Below are 20,092 nucleotides of genomic sequence, written 5' to 3' on the forward strand. Positions count from 1 at the left end.
GGCCACTTCGCACGGCCGGGGCGACGGCCGTCCGGCCCCCGCTGCTCCGGGCGGGTGACGACGGCCGTCTCCGGGCCCGTGCTCCCCGCCCGCCCCGAGGGGCACTCGAACATCCGGGCGTCTCGGGATAGCCTCCGGCCATGGCGAATGCGCAGGCTGGCGGGCAGTGGTACCCGCCGGAGTGGCCCGAGCGGATCAGGGCCCTGGCGAGCGGTGAGGTGACTCCCGTCACGCCGAAGCGGGCGGCCACCGTCATGCTCCTCAAGGACACCGCCGGCGGACCCGCCGTGCACATGCTGCGCCGCCGTACGTCCATGGCGTTCGCGGGCGGCGCGTACGCCTACCCCGGCGGCGGTGTCGACCCGCGTGACGACGACCGGCACGTCCGCTGGGCCGGCCCCTCCCTCGACTGGTGGGCCGACCGGCTCGGCGTCGACCGGGCGGTGGCCCAGGCGATCGTCTGCGCGGCCGTACGGGAGACGTACGAGGAGGCCGGCGTGCTGTTGGCCGGGCCCGCCCCCGACTCCGTGGTGGGCGACACCACCGGCCCGGACTGGGAGGCCGACCGGGCCGCGCTCGTCGCACGGGAGCTGTCCTTCGCGGAGTTCCTCGACCGGCGCGGTCTGGTGCTGCGCTCGGACCTGCTCGGCGCCTGGACCCGCTGGATCACCCCCGAGTTCGAGCCCCGCCGCTACGACACCTGGTTCTTCGTCGCCGCGCTCCCCGAGGGCCAGCGCACCCGCAACGCCTCCACGGAGGCCGACCGCACGGTGTGGATCACCCCGCGCGAGGCGGCGGCCGCGTACGACCGGGGCGAACTGCTGATGATGCCCCCGACGATCGCGACCCTGCGCCAGCTCACGGCGTACGGCACGCCGGCGGAGGCGCTCGACGCGGCGCCCGCCCGGGACCTCACGCCGGTGCTGGCCTCCGCACGCCTGGTGGGCGGCGAGATCGTCCTCTCCTGGCCGGGGCACGACGAGTTCACCAAGCACATCCCGACCGGGGGAGCCCCCGCATGACGGACGCCAACACCCTTCCCGGCCAGCCGCGCGGCGGGGTCCTCACCGGTCCCGCCACCACACGCGCGGTCAACGTGCTCGCGCCCAACCCGTCGGCCATGACCCTGGACGGCACCAACACCTGGATCCTCTCCGAGCCGGACTCGGACCTCGCCGTCGTCGTCGACCCGGGACCGCTGGACGACGGTCACCTGCGGCACGTCATCGGCGCCGCCGAGCAGGCGGGCAAGCGGGTGGCCCTCACCCTGCTGACGCACGGTCACCCGGACCACGCCGAGGGCGCCGGCCGGTTCGCCGAGCTGACCGGCACGAAGGTGCGCGCCCTGGACCCGGCGCTGCGGCTCGGCGACGAAGGGCTGGCCGCGGGGGACGTCGTCACTGTCGGCGGCCTGGAGCTGCGGGTCGTCCCGGCCCCGGGGCACACGGCGGACTCCCTGTGCTTCCATCTGCCGGCGGACCGGGCGGTCCTCACCGGCGACACCGTGCTGGGGCGCGGCACGACCGTCGTGGCGCACCCCGACGGCCGCCTCGGCGACTACCTGGACACCCTGCGCCGGCTCAGGTCGCTCACGGTCGACGACGGTGTCCACACGGTCCTGCCCGGGCACGGGCCGGTGCTGGAGGACGCGCAGGGCGCCGTGGAGTACTACCTCGCCCACCGCGCCCACCGGCTCGCCCAGGTGGAGACGGCCGTCGAGGACGGCCACCGCACCCCGTCCGAGGTCGTCGCCCACGTCTACGCCGACGTCGACCGCTCCCTCTGGCCGGCCGCGGAGCTCTCCGTGCGCGCGCAGCTGGAGTATCTGAAGGAGCACGGCATCCTCTGACGCGGACGCCCACGCGGCCGTCTTCCGTGCCGCCCCGGACACACTCGCGCCCCCACAGGCCGGGGACCGTGGGGGCGCGGAGGTGGTTCCGAGGTGAGGCGTCAGCGGGAGCGCTTGGCGAGGCGTTCCACGTCGAGGAGGATCACCGCGCGGGCCTCCAGGCGGAGCCAGCCGCGCTGGGCGAAGTCCGCCAGGGCCTTGTTGACCGTCTCGCGGGACGCGCCGACCAGCTGGGCCAGCTCCTCCTGCGTGAGGTCGTGCACCACGTGGATGCCTTCCTCGGACTGCACGCCGAAGCGGCGGGACAGGTCGAGCAGGGCGCGCGCGACACGGCCCGGAACGTCGGAGAAGACCAGGTCGGACATGGCGTCGTTGGTCTTGCGCAGGCGGCGGGCGACGGCCCGCAGCAGCGCCGTGGCCACCTCGGGGCGGGCGCTCAGCCAGGGCGTCAGGTCGCCGTGGCCCAGGCCCAGCAGCTTCACCTCGGTGAGTGCCGTGGCGGTCGCGGTGCGCGGGCCCGGGTCGAACAGGGACAGCTCACCGATCAGCTCACCCGGGCCGACCACGGCGAGCATGTTCTCGCGGCCGTCGGGGGAGGTGCGGTGCAGCTTCACCTTGCCCTCGGTGACCACGTACAGGCGGTCGCCCGGGTCGCCCTCGTGGAACAGTGAGTCGCCCCGTGCCAGGGTCACCTCACTCATGGAGGCGCGAAGCTCCGCGGCCTGCTCGTCATCGAGCGCCGCGAAAAGCGGGTTCCGCCGCAGAACGTCGTCCACGAGTACTCTCCTTGTCGACCTGCTCAGGGGATCTTGGTTCCCCCACGTGCCAGGGGACCGTGGTTCCCATTTTGCCGGACGGTCCAAACAGTGTGATCTGTCACAAGGATGCCGCACAGGTCGGCCGGGGTAAGCGGCAGGGGTCCAATTGGACGCCGATCTTCGGGGTCCGGGGCGGATGTCCGAGTCGGGTCGTAGGCTGGCCGGGTGTCCAAATCGCCGGTGAGAGCACAGGCCGAGGGAGCTGCGCGGGTGAGTTCAGGTCGCGATTCCGCTGTGGGCGAACAGGGCTCCGATGGCGGTAGGGAAACGACGAAAGCGGCGAAGCGGTCGGCGTCGCGGGGGGCCGCGACGCCGGACGACGTGAGGACGTCCGGCCCGGCCCGCGCGGGAGCGCCCCAGGGTGCGGCCGGGTCGGCCAAGAAGGCCACTGCCGAGAAGGCGAGCGCCGGCGAGGGAGTGGGCGCGGCGAAGCAGGCGCCGTCCGCCGGGAAGGCCAGGCCCGCCAAGAAGACGAGCCCTGCCAAGAAGGCCGCCGCTCCGAAGAAGACGGCGTCGGCCGGGAAGGCGAGCTCTGCCAAGAAGGCCGTCGCCGCGAAGAAGGCGGCGTCGGCCGGGAAGGTGAGCTCTGCCAAGAAGGCCGCCGCCGCGAACAAGGCGGCGTCGGCCGGGGAGGCGAGCTTCGCCGAGGAGTCGACCGCGGTCGAGGAGGCTCCGTCCGCCGGGAAGGCCAGCCCCGCCAAGAAGACGTCCAGCGCCAAGAAGGCGGCTTCCGCCAAGAAGGCTCCCGCCGCCCGGAAGAAGGCTCCCGCCGCCAAGAAGGCGGCTCCCGTCAAGAAGGCCGCTGCCGTCAAGAAGGCGCCCGCTCCCAGGAAGCAGGTTGTCGCGCCCCAGAAGGCCACCGCCGCGGTGTCGGCCTCCCCCGCCAGGACCGTCGACCCGCACCCGCGGGGCGAATCCCGCACCGCGCTGGTGCGGCGGGCGCGCCGGATCGACCGCGAGCTCGCCGAGGTCTACCCGTACGCCCACCCCGAGCTGGACTTCGAGAACCCCTTCCAACTCGTCGTCGCCACCGTGCTGTCGGCCCAGACGACCGACCTGCGCGTCAACCAGACGACCCCCGGACTGTTCGCGAGGTACCCCACCCCCGAGGACCTGGCCGCCGCCAACCCGGAGGAGGTGGAGGAGATCCTCCGCCCCACCGGCTTCTTCCGCGCCAAGACCAAGTCGGTCATCGGGCTGTCGAAGGCGCTCGTGGAGCAGTTCGGCGGGGAGGTGCCGGGCCGCCTCGAGGACCTGGTCAAGCTGCCCGGCGTGGGCCGCAAGACCGCGTTCGTCGTGCTCGGCAACGCCTTCGGGCGCCCCGGGATCACCGTCGACACCCACTTCCAGCGCCTGGTGCGCCGCTGGCGCTGGACCGAGGAGACCGACCCCGACAAGATCGAGGCGGCGGTCGGCGCGCTGTTCCCCAAGAGCGACTGGACCGACCTGTCCCACCACGTCATCTGGCACGGCCGCCGCATCTGCCACGCCCGCAAGCCGGCCTGCGGCGCCTGCCCGATCGCCCCGCTCTGCCCGGCCTACGGCGAGGGCGAGACGGATCCGGAGAAGGCGCGCAAGCTGCTGAAGTACGAGAAGGCCGGTCAGCCGGGCCAGCGCCTGAAGCCCCCGCAGGCGTATCTCGACGCCGGCGGCCGGCCCGCCCCGCCGCTGGGGGCCGGATGACGGCACGGTGGGCGTGTGTGCGGCCCGTGGAACGATCGCGGGGCGGCCGGGCGTTGGATCCGTGGGACGCGGCACGACGGGGGTGGGTATGACACGCGCGAGCGGGACGCAAGGGGGTTCGGTGACCCTCAGCGGGGATGGGCTGCCCGCGTGGCTGGACCCGGTGGTCCACGTGACAGAGACGATCGCGCCGAAGCAGCTCAGCCGCTTCCTCCCGCCGGGGGACGGCTCAGGGCGTCAGTCCGCCGTCCTCATCCTCTTCGGCGAGGACGAGCGCGGCCCCCAGCTGCTGCTCATGGAGCGGGCGACCTCGCTGCGCTCGCACGCCGGCCAGCCGTCGTTCCCCGGCGGTGCCCTCGACCCGGAGGACGGCGACCCGCAGGGCGACGGACCGCTGCGCGCGGCGCTGCGCGAGGCCGAGGAGGAGACCGGGCTCGACCCGTCCGGCGTGCAGCTCTTCGGCGTGCTGCCGAAGCTGTACATCCCCGTCAGCGGCTTCGTCGTCACCCCCGTGCTCGGCTGGTGGCGCGAGCCCAGCCCGGTGGGCGTCGTCGACCCGAATGAGACGGCGCGGGTCTTCACCGTGCCAGTGGCCGATCTCACCCACCCCGACAACCGCGTGACCGCGATCCACCCCAGCGGCTTCCAGGGACCGGCATTCCTGGTCGAATCGGCCCTCGTGTGGGGGTTCACCGCGGGCGTCATCGACCGGTTGCTGCACTTCGCGGGCTGGGAGCGTCCCTGGGATCGGGACAAGCGGGTCCCGCTGGACTGGCGGGCGTGACAGGGTGGGCGCCGTGCTGCGTAGGACAAGGCGAGGCGTGAATCGGTGAACGTGCTGGACATCCTGTTGCTGGTGGCCGCCGTGTGGTTCGCCGTGGTCGGCTACCGCCAGGGCTTCGTCGTCGGCATCCTGTCGGTGATCGGCTTCCTCGGCGGCGGACTGGTCGCCGTCTACGCACTGCCCGTCATCTGGGACGCGATGACGGAGAACTCCGAGGTGAGCACCGCCGCCGCCGTCGTCGCGGTCGTGATCGTCATAGTCTGCGCCTCCGTCGGCCAGGCCCTGACCACGCATCTCGGCAACAAGCTGCGCCGCCACATCACCTGGTCACCGGCTCGGGCGCTGGACGCCACCGGCGGTGCCCTGGTCAACGTCGTCGCGATGCTCCTGGTCGCCTGGCTGATCGGCTCCGCCCTGGCGGGTACCACCCTGCCGACGCTCGGCAAGGAGGTGCGCGGCTCCAAGGTGCTGCTCGGCGTCTCCCGGGCGCTGCCGGGCAAGGCGGACATCTGGTTCGCCGACTTCTCCTCCGTCCTCGCGCAGAACGGCTTCCCGCAGGTCTTCAGCCCGTTCGCCAACGAGCCCATCACCGACGTCCGCCCGCCGGACCCGGCGCTCGCGGGCAGCCCCGTGGCGCTGCGCGCGCAGCGTTCCATCGTCAAGGTGACGGGCACCGCGACGAGCTGCGGCAAGGTCCTGGAGGGCACCGGCTTCGTCTTCGACGACCGGCGCGTCATGACCAACGCCCATGTGGTGGGCGGCGTCGACGAGCCGGTCGTGCAGATAGGCGGCGAGGGCAGGAAGTACGACGCGACCGTCGTCCTGTACGACTGGGAGCGCGACATCGCCGTGCTCGACGTACCCGATCTGGACGCGCCCGCGCTGCGCTTCGCCACGGAGGACGCGAGCAGCGGGGACAGCGCCATCGTCGCCGGCTTCCCGGAGAACGGCGCGTACGACGTCCGCGCGGCGCGGCTGCGCGGCCGCATCACGGCCAACGGCCCCGACATCTACCACCGCGGCACGGTGCGCCGCGACGTCTACTCGCTGTACGCGACGGTCCGTCAGGGCAACTCCGGCGGCCCGCTCCTCACCCCGGAGGGCGAGGTCTACGGCGTGGTCTTCGCGAAGTCGCTGGACGACGCCGAGACGGGATACGCGCTCACCGTCGACGAGATCCGCGAGGACATCGCCAAGGGCCGTACCGCCGCCCAGCAGGTGGACAGCGACAAGTGCGCGCTCTGAGCGGGTGCAGCCGGACCGGCGGCCCGCACGAACGGATCGGACGGACCGTCAGCCGCGCGGGTGACGCAGCCGGACCGAGACCCAGCGCGCACGGCGGCGGAGAATGCGCGGGATTCCGACCCGGAGGTCCGTAGCTGCCATCTGTGGTGCACCGCCTCGCTGGTGGGAACCCATACCGCTCGCCGAGCGGCGATTGCGGCTTGCGTCACTGTAGTCGTGCGTCCAGCCCATACCCCGACGTGTGCCCCCGCCCCAAGGTCCATAACCGCCTGAGGGGCCGCCAATTGGCCTATGCGCCAGGCAATTGGCGTTCGTAGGACAAGCGTTCAGGCCGCGAGGGTGTGACGGGTACCGAGAGCGTCCGTACGGTCACCGATCCGGCTCGGGATCCTTCAGCCAGTTGATCAGTTCCGTCGAGAACGAGACCGGGTCCTCTTCGTGCGGGAAGTGCCCCAGCCCGTCGAACAACCGCCACCGGTACGGCGCTTCGACGTACTCGCCCGAGCCCGCCGCGCTGCGCGTGCGCACCACGGGGTCCAGCGAGCCGTGCAGATGCAGGGTCGGCACCCGCACCGGGCGCTTCATCCTGCGGTTGAACTGGATGCCGTCGGGGCGCGCCAGGGACCGCACCATCCAGCGGTACGGCTCGATCGAGCAGTGCGCGGTGGACGGGATGCACATGGCCCGCCGGTAGATCTCCAGGGCCTTCTCATCGGGCGGCTGCGGCCCGGACCAGTCCTGGATGAGTCGCGCCACCAGCGCCCCGTCGTCCGCGGTGAGCCGGCGCTCCGGGACCCACGGCCGCTGGAACCCCCAGATGTGCGACTGGGCGGCCGTCTGCCGGGCGTCGGCGAGCATCGAGGAGCGCCAGCGCCTCGGGTGCGGCATCGAGGACACCGCCAGCCGCCGTACGAGCTTGGGGCGCATGGCCGCCGCCGTCCAGGCCAGGTAGCCGCCCAGGTCGTGGCCGACCAGCGCCGCGTCCGGCTCGCCCAGGGAGCGGATCACGCCGGTGATGTCCAGCGCGAGGTTCGCCGGGTCGTAGCCGCGCGGCGTGCGGTCGCTGCCGCCGACACCCCGCAGGTCCATGGCGACGGCCCGGAAACCGGCGTCGGCGAGCGCGGTCAGCTGGTGCCGCCACGTCCACCAGAACTGGGGGAAGCCGTGCAGCAGCAGCACCAGCGGGCCGTCGCCGAGCTCCGCGATGTGGAAACGGGCGCCGTTGGCGGCGACGTCCCGGTGGATGAGTCCCGGGCCGCCCGGGATGTCCAGGCGTACGACCGAGGCTGGTTGCGCCGAAGGAGTGGCGGGGTCCGTCATGAGGACGAGCGTGCCACAGCCTCGATGGCCTCGGGACCCCGGTTCTCCGGCAGGGCGGGACGCGGATGCGGCTTGGCCTTCTGCAGGACGCCCGCCGTCTCCTTCATCGAGGCGGCGACCTTCTGCGGGCCGCGGCCCTTCTTGGCCTTCTTGGCGAAGGTGACGCCGATCAGCGCGAGGAGACCGGCGACGATGCAGTTCGCCGCGAAGGACAGCAGGAAGCACCACCCGAGGTTCCACCCGCTCCAGGTGCGGATGCCGTACGCCAGGGCGAAGTTCAGCATCGGCAGGGAGAACAGCAGCAGCACGCCCGCCGCCATGAACGCGCCACCGCTGGTCGCGCCCCGCTTCACGTCCTGCCTGAGCTGAGCCTTCGCCAGCGCGATCTCGTCGTGCACCAGTGCCGACATCTCCGCCGTCGCCGATGCGAACAGCTGGCCGATGCTGCGTTCGGCGCCGACCGGGCTGCCGTCGGGTGCGCTCATCGCGGTCTCCCTCTTCTGCGTACGCGTCGCGTACGTCCGTCGTGCCTGCGCGGGACGGTCCCGTCTTTTGTACCGTCTCGTCAGATCATGCCGGACCGTCGTGCCGATCGCCTGCCCCGCCCGGCACTTCGGCAAGCGCGTCCCGTTCGGCGGCCTTCTCCCGGGCGAGTCGCCGGTGCTCCGCGGCCTTCTTCTCGAGGAGCTCGGCCATGCGCAGGTGGTACTCCGGGTCGTCCTGCTCGTAGACGTCCGGCACACCGTCGAGGTCCTCGTCCCGCTCCTCCTCGTCGGCCAGCTTGCGGTACTTGGCGTTGCGGATCTTCAGCAGCACGGTCGCCAGGGCGGTGGCGAGCAGCGAGCCGACGAGGACCGCGGCCTTCACGCTGTCCGTCATCGTCGCGTCGTCCTCGAAGGCGAGTTCCCCGATGAGCAGCGACACGGTGAAGCCGATGCCGGCGAGTGTCGCCACGGCGAACACGTCGGGCCAGGCCAGGTCGTCGCTGAGCGAGGCGCGCGTGAAGCGGGACGTCAACCAGGTGCCGCCGAAGATGCCGAGCGTCTTGCCGAGGACCAGACCGAGGACCACGCCCAGCGTCTCGGGCTGGGTGAACACCTTCGCGAGCGCGTCGCCGGAGATCGCGACTCCGGCGCTGAACAGGGCGAACAGCGGGACCGCGAGGCCCGCCGACAGCGGCCGGACCAGGTGCTCGATGTGCTCGCCGGGGGACTGCTCCTCGCCCTCGCGGCGGTGGCAGCGCAGCATCAGGCCCATCGCGACACCGGCGATGGTGGCGTGGATGCCGCTGTTGTACATCAGCCCCCAGATCACCAGCGCCAGCGGCACATACACGTACCAGCCGCGCACGCCCTTGCGCAGCAGCAGCCAGAAGACGAACAGGCCCACGACCGCGCCGCCCAGCGCCGCGAAGTTCAGCTGGTCGGTGAAGAAGACAGCGATGATCAGGATCGCGAACAGGTCGTCCACGACGGCGAGGGTGAGCAGGAAGGCGCGCAGCGCGCTGGGCAGGGAGGTGCCGATGACGGCGAGGACGGCCAGGGCGAACGCGATGTCGGTGGCGGTGGGCACGGCCCAGCCGGCGAGGGAACCGCCGCCCACACCGCTGGTGACCGCGTAGACCAGCGCCGGCGCGGCCATGCCGCACAGGGCGGCGACGACCGGGAGTGCGGCGGCCTTGGGATCGCGCAGGTCACCGGCGACGAGCTCACGCTTGAGCTCGATGCCGGCGACGAAGAAGAAGACCGCGAGCAGACCGTCGGCCGCCCAGTGCGCCACGGAGAGGTTCAGCCCGATGGCCCCGGGGCCGAAGTGGAAGTCGCTGACGCTCTCGTAGCTGTCGTGCAGCGCGGGTATGTTCGCCCAGACCAGCGCGGCGACGGCGGCGAGCAGCAGCAGGACACCCCCGACGGTCTCGGTGCGCAGCGCCTCCGTGACGTAATTGCGTTCGGGAAGGGAGAGGCGTCCGAAAGCCTTGTGGGGAGTGGGGGTGCGGGGGGCGCTCACAGTGTGGTCCTTCGGTCGGCGGGCAGCACGAATCGCGTGCCGACCAGACTTCCCGGCGCTCCATGAGACAGCGTGTTGTGTTCTTTAGCGTAGCTAACGTGCCCCGAGGCCGCACCAGCAACACCTCTGGCCCGGGCCCGGTCAGGCACCGGGGCCAGAGGTGAGCGATCGGAGGGGGGCGGAGCCCGCGGACACGCCCCTGACCTGCGGGAACGTGGTGGTGCAGGGTCATGTGGCGCGAGGTGACCGACCGTGCGAAGGGCGTCACCTCACGGTGACGGGACGCCACGGACGTGGCTCGCTTCACATGACGGGCGATACGAGGAGCCCGCCTACGCGGCCGGGCGGGCAGGTCGAGAAGCCCGCCCACGCGGTCGGGTGGGCAGGTCGAGAAGCCCGGTCACGCGGTCGGCGGGTAGGAAGAGAAGCCCGCTTACTTGGGCGGGCGGGTGAGACGAGGAGCCCGCCTACGCGGTGGGCGCGTGGGAAGAGAAGCCCGCTTACTTGGCCGGGCGGGTGAGACGAGTAGCCCGCCTACTCGACCGGGCGGGGCAGGACGACAAGCCCGCGGAACCGGCCCGAGCGGGGCGGGAGCTTGCCCCTCGGCGGGGTCGGGCGCGGGAAGCGAGGTCTGCCCGCCCGGCGGGTCCGGGCAGGACGCGGGACCTGCCCGCCCGCCCGGCCGGGCGGAGCGGGGTCGACCCGCCCGCCCGCCCGGCCGGGGCGCGTGTCAGTCCTCGCTGGGCGCAGCCGGAAGCTTGGCCTGGATGAGGTCCATGACCGTGGAGTCCGTCAGCGTGGTGACGTCCCCGAGCTGGCGGTTCTCCGCGACGTCCCGCAGCAGGCGGCGCATGATCTTCCCGGAGCGGGTCTTCGGCAGCTCGGCCACCGGCAGGATCCGCTTGGGCTTGGCGATCGGACCCAGCGTGGCACCCACGTGGTTGCGGAGCTCGCCGACCAGGTCGTCGCTCTCCGCCGCCGTGCCCCGCAGGATCACGAAGGCGACGATCGCCTGGCCGGTCGTCTCGTCCGCGGCGCCCACCACGGCCGCCTCGGCGACCGAAGGGTGGGAGACCAGCGCGGACTCGACCTCCGTGGTGGAGATGTTGTGGCCGGACACCAGCATCACGTCGTCGACCCGGCCGAGCAGCCAGATGTCGCCGTCGTCGTCCTTCTTGGCGCCGTCACCGGCGAAGTACTTGCCCTCGAAGCGCGACCAGTAGGTGTCGATGAACCGCTGGTCGTCGCCCCAGATGGTGCGCAGCATCGACGGCCACGGCTCGGTGAGCACCAGGTAGCCGCCGCCGCCGTCGGGCACCTCGCGCGCCTCGTCGTCCACCACGGTGGCGGAGATGCCGGGCAGCGGGGTCTGGGCGGAGCCCGGCTTGGCGGCGGTCACACCAGGGAGCGGCGAGATCATGATGCCGCCGGTCTCCGTCTGCCACCAGGTGTCGACGACCGGGGTGCGGTCCGCGCCGATGTTCTTGCGGTACCAGATCCAGGCCTCGGGGTTGATCGGCTCACCCACGGAGCCGAGCACCCGCAGCGACGACAGGTCGAACTTCGCGGGGATGTCGTCGCCCCACTTCATGAACGTCCGGATCGCGGTGGGCGCCGTGTAGAGAATCGTCACGCCGTACTTCTGCACGATCTCCCAGAAGCGGCCCTGGTGGGGCGTGTCCGGGGTGCCCTCGTACATGACCTGGGTGGCGCCGTTGGCGAGGGGGCCGTAGACGATGTACGAGTGCCCGGTGACCCAGCCGACGTCGGCGGTGCACCAGTAGACGTCGGTCTCCGGCTTGAGGTCGAACACCGCCCAGTGCGTGTACGACGTCTGGGTCAGGTAGCCGCCGGAGGTGTGCAGGATGCCCTTCGGCTTACCCGTGGTGCCCGAGGTGTAGAGGATGAACAGCGGGTGCTCGGCCCCGAACGCCTCCGGGGTGTGCTTGCTGCTCTGCCGGTCGACCACCTCGTGCCACCACACGTCGCGGCCCTCGGTCCAGGCGACGTCCTGGCCGGTGCGGCGGACGACGAGGACGTGCTCGACGCTCTCCACCCGGCTGACGGCCTCGTCCACGGCCGGCTTCAGCGCGGACGGCTTGCCGCGCCGGTAGCCGCCGTCGGCGGTGATGACCACGCGCGCGTCCGCGTCCTGGATGCGGGTGGCGAGCGCGTCGGCCGAGAAGCCGCCGAAGACCACGGAGTGCGCGGCGCCGATGCGGGCGCAGGCCAGCATCGCCACGGCGGTCTCGGGGATCATCGGCATGTAGACGGCGACCCGGTCGCCCTTGCGGACCCCCAGCTCCAGCAGGGCGTTGGCGGCCTTGGAGACCTCGTCCTTGAGCTGGGCGTAGGTGATGGCGCGGCTGTCGCCCGGCTCACCCTCGAAGTGGATCGCGACCCGGTCCCCGTGGCCGGCCTCCACGTGCCGGTCGACGCAGTTGTAGGCGACGTTGAGCTCGCCGTCCTGGAACCACTTGGCGAACGGCGGGTTCGACCAGTCGAGGGTCTCGGCCGGGTCCTTGGCCCAGGTCAGCCGACGTGCCTGCTCGGCCCAGAAGCCGAGCCGGTCAGCCTTGGCCTGTTCATACGCCTCCGCGGTGACGTTGGCGTTCGCGGCCAGGTCGGCGGGGGGCGCGAAGCGTCGCTCCTCCTTCAGAAGGTTGGCCAGGCTTTCATTGCTCACGGCATCTGCCTTTCCCAGGGTGTCCGTTGTGTCCCAGGCCACAGCTCATCAGACCCGGGGGTGCGATGACAAGGGTCGACGGGAAATTGGTTTAGACCTGTCGGGCCCTGTCGTCACGGGGCCCGACAACCCTTCCCACGGGGCGGGGAGCAAGCCGGTTCAAGAGGTGTAACGCCTCTCACATCCGGCCGTGTCTCACACCGCCAGGTCCACGTCCCGCACCCGGTCGAACACCCGGTCCTCACCCTGCTCGGTGAGGAGATACGCCTGGGCCTCACCCACATGGAAGTACAGCCCGTGCAGCTCCAGGGCGCCGTCCCGCAACGCGCGGGCCACCGACTCATGGGCGCGCAGATGCTCCAGCTGCTGGATCACATTGGTCAGGCAGAGCCGCTCGACGTCGTCGGCTGGGGCCCGCCCGGTCAGCCGTGGCGCGGGCGCACCGGCGTCGCGCAGGCGCTCCACGCTCGGCCCGCCGTGCCGCAGCCAGCGTCTCAGCGGCGTGGCGACGGAGCCGGTGGGCCGGGAGTCGAGCAGCGCCTGCATGGCGCCGCACCCCGAGTGGCCGCACACCGTGATCGACCGCACCGCGAGCACCTCGACGGCGTACTCGATCGCGGCCGCCACCGAGTCGTCGCCGCTCTCGGTGCCGGGCGGCGGCACGAGGTTGCCGACGTTGCGCACCACGAACAGGTCGCCCGGGCCGCTGGACGTGATCATCGATGTGACCACGCGGGAGTCGGCGCAGGTGAGGAACAGCTGCGAGGGCCGCTGTCCTTCGCGCGCCAGCCGCGCCAGCTCCCCCCGGACCAGGGGCGCCGTTCTGCGCTGGAACGTGCTGAGCCCGCGCACCAGTTGGGTGCCGCTCGTGTCGCCCGCGCGGGCCGGGGCGTGGGTGCCGGTCCCGTCGGGGACGGCCGGTGCCGGTTCGGTCGCCGCGGGGTGGGTCCATGCCGTCGCGGGGTCGCCTGCGGTCGCCGTACCCGGCGGGGGCGCGGTGTCCGGGCCGGAGGCCGGGCGGTCGCACTGGTGGTTGCGCCAGGCCGTCCAGGGGCGGCAGCGGCAGTCGCCGGTGTCGACGCCTTCCGCGCCCGTCTCGGCCGCGGGCCCGGAGGTGAGGACCGCGGGCTCGGCGATCCGTACCCCGGCGCGCCGGCCGGTGATCTCCACGGTGCCGCCCCGCGCGGTGTGCGTGTTCTGCCAGTCCTGCAGCGTCTCGTACGCCGCGTGGTCCATGAAGGAACCGTCCAGCGACACGACCACGTCGGCGCCTTGCGGCACGAGGTGCAGCGCCCGGCTGAGCCGTGGCACCGCGAGGAACGTCAACTGACCGCGGACGTGGACCTGATGGACCCCGTCCTCCTCCCGATGCGTGATCCGGGTCCGGGTGAGCCGGTGCAGGGCCACCCCGACGGCCACGGCGATGCCGAGCGCCACGCCCTCCAGCACGCCGAAGGACACCACGCCGAGGGTGGTCACGGCGTAGACCATGACCTCGCGGTGGCGGGTCACCGTGCGGATGTGGTGCAGGGACACCATTTGGATGCCGACGGCCATGACCAGGGCGGCGAGCGCGGCGAGCGGGATCAGCTCCAGCAGCGGGACCAGGAGCAGCGCGGCCGCCACCACCAGAACGCCGTGCGCCATCGTGGAGTTCCGGCTGACGGCGCCCGCGTGGACGTTCGCGGTGCTGCGGACCGCGACCCCGGCAACGGGCAGGCCGCCGAGGGAGCCGGAGACGACGTTGGCCGCGCCCTGCCCCAGCAGTTCACGGTCCAGGTCGGAGCGGACGACGTCCCGGGAGGCGGGCCGGGCGGCCGCCAGCTTGTCCACGGCCACCGCGCCGAGCAGCGACTGCACGCTGCACACCAGTGTCGTGGTCAGTACGGCCGCGACGAGGCCGAGCACCGGACCCTCGGGCAGCCCGGCCAGGGCGTGACTGCGCCACGACGGCAGGTCCACCAGGGGCAGGACCAGACCGGCCGCCGCGGCGACCGCGGTGGCGGTGGCGACGGCGACGAGCGCGGTCGGCACCTTGCGCAGCAGGCGCCCGGTCCGGCCCGGCAGCCGGGGCCACAGCAGCAGGACGGCCAGGGTCAGCACGCTGACGGCCAGGGCCGCGGGGTCCAGATGCGCCAGCTGGGCGGGGAGCGCGCGGAGATTGTCGGGCACGGAACTCTGCGGCTGACCCCCGAGCATGATGTGCACCTGGGCGACGGCGATGGTGACGCCGATACCGGCGAGCATGCCGTGCACGATCGCGGGGCTCACGGCGAGGGCGCCGCGTGCCACCCGCAGACAGCCGAGCCCGAGCTGGGCCAGGCCGGCGAGGACGGTGACGGCGCAGGTGGTGCGCCATCCGTAGTGCTGGATGAGGTCGGCGGTGACGACGGTGAGGCCCGCCGCCGGTCCGCTCACCTGGAGCGGTGAGCCACCGAGCCGTCCGGCGACGAGCCCGCCCACGGCCGCCGCGACCAGGCCGGCCTGGAGCGGTGCGCCGGTGGCGAGGGCGATGCCGAGGGACAGGGGGAGGGCGATGAGGAACACCGCGATCGCGGCCGAGAGATCGGCGCCCGCGATGCGGAAGCGCCGGGGACGGCCGGGCGGCGGCGGGCTGTGCGGCGGGTGGGCGCGCTCGGTGTGCGCCGAATCGGTGGTGCCGGCGGGAACGCAGGCTGACATGGTCTCCCGTCTCCTTCGGGTCTGCGCGGTCGCGTGACGTGGTGGCCCCGCTCGGTGCGAGCGGTCGCGGCCGTGGGGCACGGCCCCAGAACGGCGGGATGGAGCAACACTCAGTAAACAGAGCGTAATTGCGAGTAAAGGGCTGGCATAGACTTTCCGGGCAAATGGCGGCATCAGTCACTCCGAGGAGTGAAGTAGCCATTTCATCGGCTTGTCGTATTAATTCCCTTCTTCTTTCGTGCGACGTTGGCGGCGCGGTCGGTAAGGACCGGCGCAGCACCACACAACGCCCCTCATCAGGCTCGGCCCGAGAGAAGGAAGAAGGTGGGCGAATGGCCGCCACCCACAGGATCGCCACGGGCACCGTGATCGTCGCGGTCTCCCTCGCCTCGCTCGTCGGCTGCGGAGCCGGCACGGACGGCGACGGCGGACCGGAGAAGGAGAAGGCGCAGCCGGCCCCCGCGCCGAAGAACGTCGTCCGGCTGATCGGCGACGGCTCCACCGCGTACACCGGCGCCCAGCCGCACCTGCCCCGGCCCGAGCGGATGAAGCCCGGTGAGAAGCCGCCGCAGTTCGTGGTCTTCTCCTGGGACGGCGCGGGCGAGGACAGCCAGAAGCTCTTCTCCCACTTCCGCAAGGTCGCCAAGAAGAACGACGCGACCATGACGTACTTCCTGAGCGGCGTGTACCTGCTCCCCGAGGAGAAGCGGGACCTGTACCACCCGCCGCAGCACTCGCCGGGCCGCTCCGACATCGGCTTCAACGACCAGCAGGGCATCACGGACACCGTGAAGCAGCTGCGGCTGGCCTGGTTGGAGGGCAATGAGATCGGCACCCACTTCAACGGTCACTTCTGCGGCAGCGCCGGCGGGGTCGGGGAGTGGTCGGTGGACGAGTGGAAGGAGGAGATCTCCCAGGCCAAGCAGTTCGTGAAGACCTGGAAGACCAACACCGGCATGAAGGAAGCGGCCCCGCTGCCCTTCGACTACGACAAGGAGCTGATCGGGGCCCGCACTCCCTGCCTGGAGGGGCAGAAGAACTTCATGAAGGCCGCCCGGGAGCTGGGCTTCCGCTACGACACCAGCGGCGTCAACAACCAGGTCTGGCCGGACAAGAAGGAAGGACTGTGGGACCTGTCCATGCAGCTCGTGCCCTTCCCCGGGCACTCCTTCGAGCAGCTCACCATGGACTACAACTTCATGGTCAACCAGTCCGGCACCACCACCCAGGGTGACCCCGCCAAGCACGAGATGTGGGGCGACCAGATGCGGGACGGCCTGCTCCAGGGCTTCGAGCGCGCCTACAACGGCAACCGGGCGCCACTGATCATCGGCAACCACTTCGAGTCCTGGAACGGCGGCGCCTACATGCGGGCCGTCGAAGAGGTCGTCGAGGCGGTCTGCACCAAGTCCGACGTGCGGTGCGTCTCCTTCCGGCAGTTGGCCGACTGGCTGGACGCGCAGGACCCGGCGACCCTGGCGAAGCTGCGCACGCTGGGCGTCGGGGAGGCGCCGAAGAAGGGCTGGACGTCCTTCCTGGCCGCCGGCCCCGCCCCGGCCCCCAAGGGCGCACCGGGTTCCCCCGCGCCGAAGGAGTGAGGATCAGGCGCCGGCGGTGACGCTCCCGCCGAGCACGAAACCGGGGTCGACCTGCGCCGCCAGGTCGGCCCCGGTGCGCTCGTTGCCCCACGACTGGGCGTTCTTCAGATGGAAGTGCACCATCTGCTTGGTGTAACGCTCCGGGTCCCGCAGCTCGTAGGTCGCGTCGGCGGCGGCACGCAGCGTGCGCAGGGCGAGCCGGTTGGACTCCTCCAGACGGTCGAAGCGCGGCGGGCGGCCCTTCTCCATGGCCCGGACCCAGTCCGAGTGGCCCACGGTCACCAGCAGGTCGTCCCCGACCTCCGCGCGGAGGAAGTCCAGGTCGTCCGGGCCCTGCACCTTGTTGCCGACGACCCTCAGCGCCACGCCGAAGTCGCGGGCGTACTCCTTGTACTGGCGGTAGACGGAGACCCCCTTGCGGGTCGGCTCGGCCACCAGGAACGTCATGTCGAAGCGGGTGAACATGCCGGACGCGAAGGAGTCGGAGCCGGCCGTCATGTCGACCACCACGTACTCGTCGGGGCCGTCCACCAGGTGGTTCAGGCAGAGCTCCACGGCGCCGGTCTTGGAGTGGTAGCAGGCGACCCCGAGGTCGGCGTCGGTGAAGGACCCGGTGACCATCAGGCGGACGGTGCCGCCGTCGAGCTCCACCGGCCGGGCGCAGGCGTCGTAGACCGGGTTGTCCTCGCACACCCGCAGCAGGCGGGAGCCCTCGCCGGGCGGCGTCGTCTTGATCATCGTCTCGGCGGACGCGATGCGCGGGTTGCCACCGCGCAGGTAGTCCTTGATCAGCCGCAGGTTCTCGCCCATCGCGGGGAGGGCGGCCGCTTCCGCCTCGTCCAGGCCCAGGGCGGCCCCGAGGTGCTGGTTGATGTCGGCGTCGACCGCGACGACCGGAGCGCCGTCGGCCGCGAGGTGACGGATGAAGAGGGAGGACAGGGTCGTCTTTCCGCTCCCGCCCTTCCCAACGAAAGCAATTTTCATGTTCACCAAGAGTAGTGGACTGCTAGCTGTACGTCACGGCCGGGCGTGAAGAAGACCACTCCTTCGTGGGGCGGGCGCCCGGGGTGCGTAGGGTCGTACTCATGAGTACGACGGGCGCGACCGCCGATCCCCTCGCGGCCCTGGGCTCCCTGCCCGGTGTGGCCGACTCCGTGGAGTCCGTACGCAAGGCCGTGGACCGGGTCTACGGCCACCGGGTCATGCGGCGGCGCAGCAACGAGATCACCTCCGAGGCGGCCCTGCGTGGCGCCCGGGGCTCGGCGGCGCTGTCCGGCGCGGACTGGGCCCTGGAGGAGGTGCGGCGGCGCAGCGACTTCAGCGGCGACGACGAGGCGCGCACCGTGGGTGCGGCGCTGCGGCTGACGGCCGAGGCGGGCCAGCTGCTGTCGATCTGGCGGCAGTCGCCGCTGCGGGTGCTGGCGCGGCTGCACCTGGTCGCGGCGGCCGACAAGGCGGAGCAGGTGGGCCGTCCCCGGCAGGAGGGGGAGCAGGTCGACGAGCCCTTGGTCGCGCTTCCCCTGCCGGGCGCCGCGGAGGCGCACGGCCGGCTGGACGGGCTGGCCGGGCTGATCATCGCGGGCGGTTCGGCGCCGGCGCTGGTGACGGCCGCCGTGGTGCACGGCGAGCTGCTCGCGCTGCGCCCCTTCACCTCCCACAACGGTCTGGTCGCACGGACGGCTGAACGCATCGTCCTGGTCGGCAGCGGCCTGGACCCCAAGTCGGTGTGCGCCGCCGAGGTCGGCCACGCCGAGCTGGGACGGGACGCCTATCTGCGGGCACTGGAGGGCTACGTGTCCGGCACTCCGGAGGGCGTGGCCGCCTGGATCACCCACTGCGGGCGCGCGGTCGAGCTGGGCGCGCGCGAGTCGACGGCGGTGTGCGAGGCGCTGCAGCGCGGAGCGGCCTGAAGGGCGGGCCGGAGCGCGCGGGCCGGGAACCTGTCCTCGCGCAGAGAATGCGGCGGTACGAATACTCGTACCGCCGCTGGCATGTCCACCGCGTTACCAAGCGTCCTCGATGTGTGCCCATCAGGTCGGGGTCTTTGCCCGTCACCTGGTGGGGCTGGCCCGTAATCGACGGGTCGACGTCGCGTGGGTGCGCGGTCTTCATGCTCGGTCCGTGGGGCCAGAAGCGTTCTGAAGGGGATCCTCGCGGATGTCCTTGGTCTCGCGGGCCGCTTAGCTCCTTTGTACTCCGGCTTCCCGGAGAGGGGAAGTCCCGGCCGCGCTTCTTTACTTTTGGGCTCAAAGGCGCAGTAAACGGACGCCTGAGTGCCGGGTGTGGCCGGAGGAGGCGAAGCGCTCCGAGAAAAGTAGGTTCAGGCAACCGTCGTGCGGCGCCTGCTGGCGTACCAGACCAGGCCCGCCGTGGCCGCCGCGGCACCTATCGCGGCCGCCGCGACGAGAGCGGGGCGCGGCGGGACGGAGAATGCCGGGAACCGCTGCTTCAGCCGCACCGGGCGGTGGAAGTCGAGGATCGGCCACTCGCGTACCAGCGCCTCCCGGCGCAGCGCCCGGTCGGGGTTCACGGCGTGCGGATGCCCCACGGCCTCCAGCATCGGGACGTCGGTCACCGAGTCGCTGTAGGCGTAGCAGCGCGCCAGGTCGTAGCCCTCGGACGCGGCCAGCAGCCGGACGGCCTCCGCCTTGGTGGGTCCGTACGCGTAGTACTCCACCTCGCCGGTGAAGCACCCGTCGTCGCCCACCACCATGCGGGTGGCCACGACCCGGTCGGCGCCGAGCAGTTCACCGATCGGCTCCACGACCTCGGCGCCCGAGGTCGACACGATCACGACGTCGCGACCGGCGGTGTGGTGCTGCTCGATGAGCGTGGCGGCCTCGTCGTAGATGATCGGGTCGATCAGGTCGTGCAGGGTCTCGGCGACGATCTCTTTGACCTGCTGGACGTTCCACCCGCGGCACAGCGCGGACAGGTACTTGCGCATGCGCTCCATCTGGTCGTGATCCGCGCCGCCGGCGAGGAACACGAACTGCGCGTACGCGGTCCGCAGCACGGCCCTGCGGTTGATCAGGCCGCCTTGGTAGAACGACTTGCTGAAGGTGAGTGTGCTCGACTTCGCAATGACCGTCTTGTCCAGGTCGAAGAAGGCCGCTGTACGGGGCAACAAGTGGTTTTCCACGTCCCTGAGCATAGGCGCAGCCCATTCGGCGTAAGGTGTGGCGCGTGGGTTTGCCTGAGAGGGCCCTCGGGTACACCATGGAAGTCACGGATCGTTCGCGACCGTGCTAACCCGGTCCGACTCCTCCCCCCCCGAGTCGGCCGTGGGGACGACCCCCGCTCTCCCCCCCGGCGGGGGTCGTCGCATGTCCGGATGCATTTTCCGTCCCTTTCCCTGCGTGCCGGAGTCCCGGCGGTTCGATCGGCGGGACTTCCTTGTCATGCCCCTGACTTATAACC

The 20,092-nt window shown here is 71.8% G+C and carries 16 protein-coding genes; 7 read left to right on the forward strand and 9 right to left on the reverse strand.

What is annotated here, in order from left to right; genetic code table 11:
- The first annotated feature begins 140 nt into the window (after positions 1 to 140).
- Together F3L20_RS01420 and F3L20_RS01425 are read left to right on the forward strand one after the other, a co-directional pair.
- Positions 141 to 1,022 (forward strand): NUDIX hydrolase, encoded by an 882-nt coding sequence (locus F3L20_RS01420; RefSeq protein ID WP_150151306.1) that lies wholly within the window; start codon positions 141 to 143, stop codon positions 1,020 to 1,022.
- Entirely contained in the window at positions 1,019 to 1,849 is an 831-nt protein-coding gene (locus F3L20_RS01425) for an MBL fold metallo-hydrolase (protein ID WP_150151309.1), read from the forward strand. The genes F3L20_RS01420 and F3L20_RS01425 overlap by 4 nt, the downstream gene beginning before the upstream one ends.
- A gap of 101 nt (positions 1,850 to 1,950) precedes the next feature.
- On the opposite strand, the gene F3L20_RS01430 is transcribed toward F3L20_RS01425, so the two are convergent.
- Entirely contained in the window at positions 1,951 to 2,625 is a 675-nt protein-coding gene (locus tag F3L20_RS01430) for a Crp/Fnr family transcriptional regulator (RefSeq protein WP_006132548.1), read from the reverse strand.
- A 621-nt stretch (positions 2,626 to 3,246) separates the two neighbouring features.
- Here F3L20_RS01430 and nth point away from each other — a divergent pair.
- The 3 genes from nth (at position 3,247) to F3L20_RS01450 (ending at position 6,379) form a co-directional block, all read left to right on the forward strand.
- The gene (gene nth / locus F3L20_RS01440) at positions 3,247 to 4,350 is read left to right on the forward strand and encodes an endonuclease III (RefSeq protein ID WP_150151313.1); all 1,104 of its coding nucleotides are present in this window, start codon (positions 3,247 to 3,249) and stop codon (positions 4,348 to 4,350) included.
- 88 nt (positions 4,351 to 4,438) lie between these two features.
- Positions 4,439 to 5,134 (forward strand): NUDIX hydrolase, encoded by a 696-nt coding sequence (locus tag F3L20_RS01445; RefSeq protein WP_150151316.1) that lies wholly within the window; start codon positions 4,439 to 4,441, stop codon positions 5,132 to 5,134.
- A gap of 45 nt (positions 5,135 to 5,179) precedes the next feature.
- A complete protein-coding gene (locus F3L20_RS01450) occupies positions 5,180 to 6,379 on the forward strand; it encodes a MarP family serine protease (protein WP_150151319.1) in 1,200 nt (399 codons plus the stop codon).
- 48 nt (positions 6,380 to 6,427) lie between these two features.
- Here the strand turns inward: F3L20_RS01450 and F3L20_RS34370 are convergent, their stop codons facing one another.
- The 6 genes from F3L20_RS34370 to F3L20_RS01480 form a co-directional block, all read right to left on the reverse strand.
- Positions 6,428 to 6,610, reverse strand: coding sequence for a hypothetical protein (locus F3L20_RS34370; RefSeq protein ID WP_078540982.1), 183 nt, complete (start codon positions 6,608 to 6,610; stop codon positions 6,428 to 6,430).
- 138 nt (positions 6,611 to 6,748) lie between these two features.
- Positions 6,749 to 7,699: an alpha/beta fold hydrolase gene (locus tag F3L20_RS01460; protein WP_150151321.1), complete on the reverse strand. Its 951-nt coding sequence runs from the start codon at positions 7,697 to 7,699 to the stop codon at positions 6,749 to 6,751.
- Positions 7,696 to 8,184 carry a phage holin family protein gene (locus F3L20_RS01465; protein ID WP_024885791.1) on the reverse strand — a complete coding sequence of 163 codons (489 nt, stop codon included), beginning with the start codon at positions 8,182 to 8,184 and terminating at the stop codon, positions 7,696 to 7,698. The genes F3L20_RS01460 and F3L20_RS01465 overlap by 4 nt, the downstream gene beginning before the upstream one ends.
- Positions 8,185 to 8,269: 85 nt before the next feature.
- Positions 8,270 to 9,706 carry a Na+/H+ antiporter NhaA gene (gene nhaA, locus F3L20_RS01470; protein WP_150151324.1) on the reverse strand — a complete coding sequence of 479 codons (1,437 nt, stop codon included), beginning with the start codon at positions 9,704 to 9,706 and terminating at the stop codon, positions 8,270 to 8,272.
- A 730-nt stretch (positions 9,707 to 10,436) separates the two neighbouring features.
- On the reverse strand, positions 10,437 to 12,392 hold the full coding sequence (gene acs / locus F3L20_RS01475) for an acetate--CoA ligase (protein ID WP_150151327.1): 1,956 nt from the start codon (positions 12,390 to 12,392) through the stop codon (positions 10,437 to 10,439).
- A 195-nt stretch (positions 12,393 to 12,587) separates the two neighbouring features.
- Positions 12,588 to 15,074, reverse strand: coding sequence for a bifunctional SulP family inorganic anion transporter/carbonic anhydrase (locus F3L20_RS01480; protein ID WP_150151330.1), 2,487 nt, complete (start codon positions 15,072 to 15,074; stop codon positions 12,588 to 12,590).
- A gap of 332 nt (positions 15,075 to 15,406) precedes the next feature.
- Here F3L20_RS01480 and F3L20_RS01485 point away from each other — a divergent pair, with 332 nt between their 5' ends.
- Complete coding sequence (locus F3L20_RS01485; protein ID WP_150151333.1) at positions 15,407 to 16,672, forward strand: polysaccharide deacetylase family protein; 1,266 nt, start codon at positions 15,407 to 15,409, stop codon at positions 16,670 to 16,672.
- 3 nt (positions 16,673 to 16,675) lie between these two features.
- Here F3L20_RS01485 and F3L20_RS01490 read toward each other — a convergent pair whose 3' ends face one another.
- Positions 16,676 to 17,656 carry an ATP-binding protein gene (locus F3L20_RS01490; RefSeq protein ID WP_167534440.1) on the reverse strand — a complete coding sequence of 327 codons (981 nt, stop codon included), beginning with the start codon at positions 17,654 to 17,656 and terminating at the stop codon, positions 16,676 to 16,678.
- A gap of 101 nt (positions 17,657 to 17,757) precedes the next feature.
- Here F3L20_RS01490 and F3L20_RS01495 point away from each other — a divergent pair, with 101 nt between their 5' ends.
- Positions 17,758 to 18,582, forward strand: a complete 825-nt coding sequence (locus tag F3L20_RS01495; protein ID WP_150151339.1) for an oxidoreductase — start codon at positions 17,758 to 17,760, stop codon at positions 18,580 to 18,582.
- 410 nt (positions 18,583 to 18,992) lie between these two features.
- Here the strand turns inward: F3L20_RS01495 and F3L20_RS01500 are convergent, their stop codons facing one another.
- Positions 18,993 to 19,826 carry an HAD family hydrolase gene (locus F3L20_RS01500; RefSeq protein ID WP_150151342.1) on the reverse strand — a complete coding sequence of 278 codons (834 nt, stop codon included), beginning with the start codon at positions 19,824 to 19,826 and terminating at the stop codon, positions 18,993 to 18,995.
- Between the last annotated feature and the right edge of the window lie 266 nt (positions 19,827 to 20,092).

Source organism: Streptomyces tendae, assembly GCF_008632955.1.
Classification (GTDB): domain Bacteria; phylum Actinomycetota; class Actinomycetes; order Streptomycetales; family Streptomycetaceae; genus Streptomyces.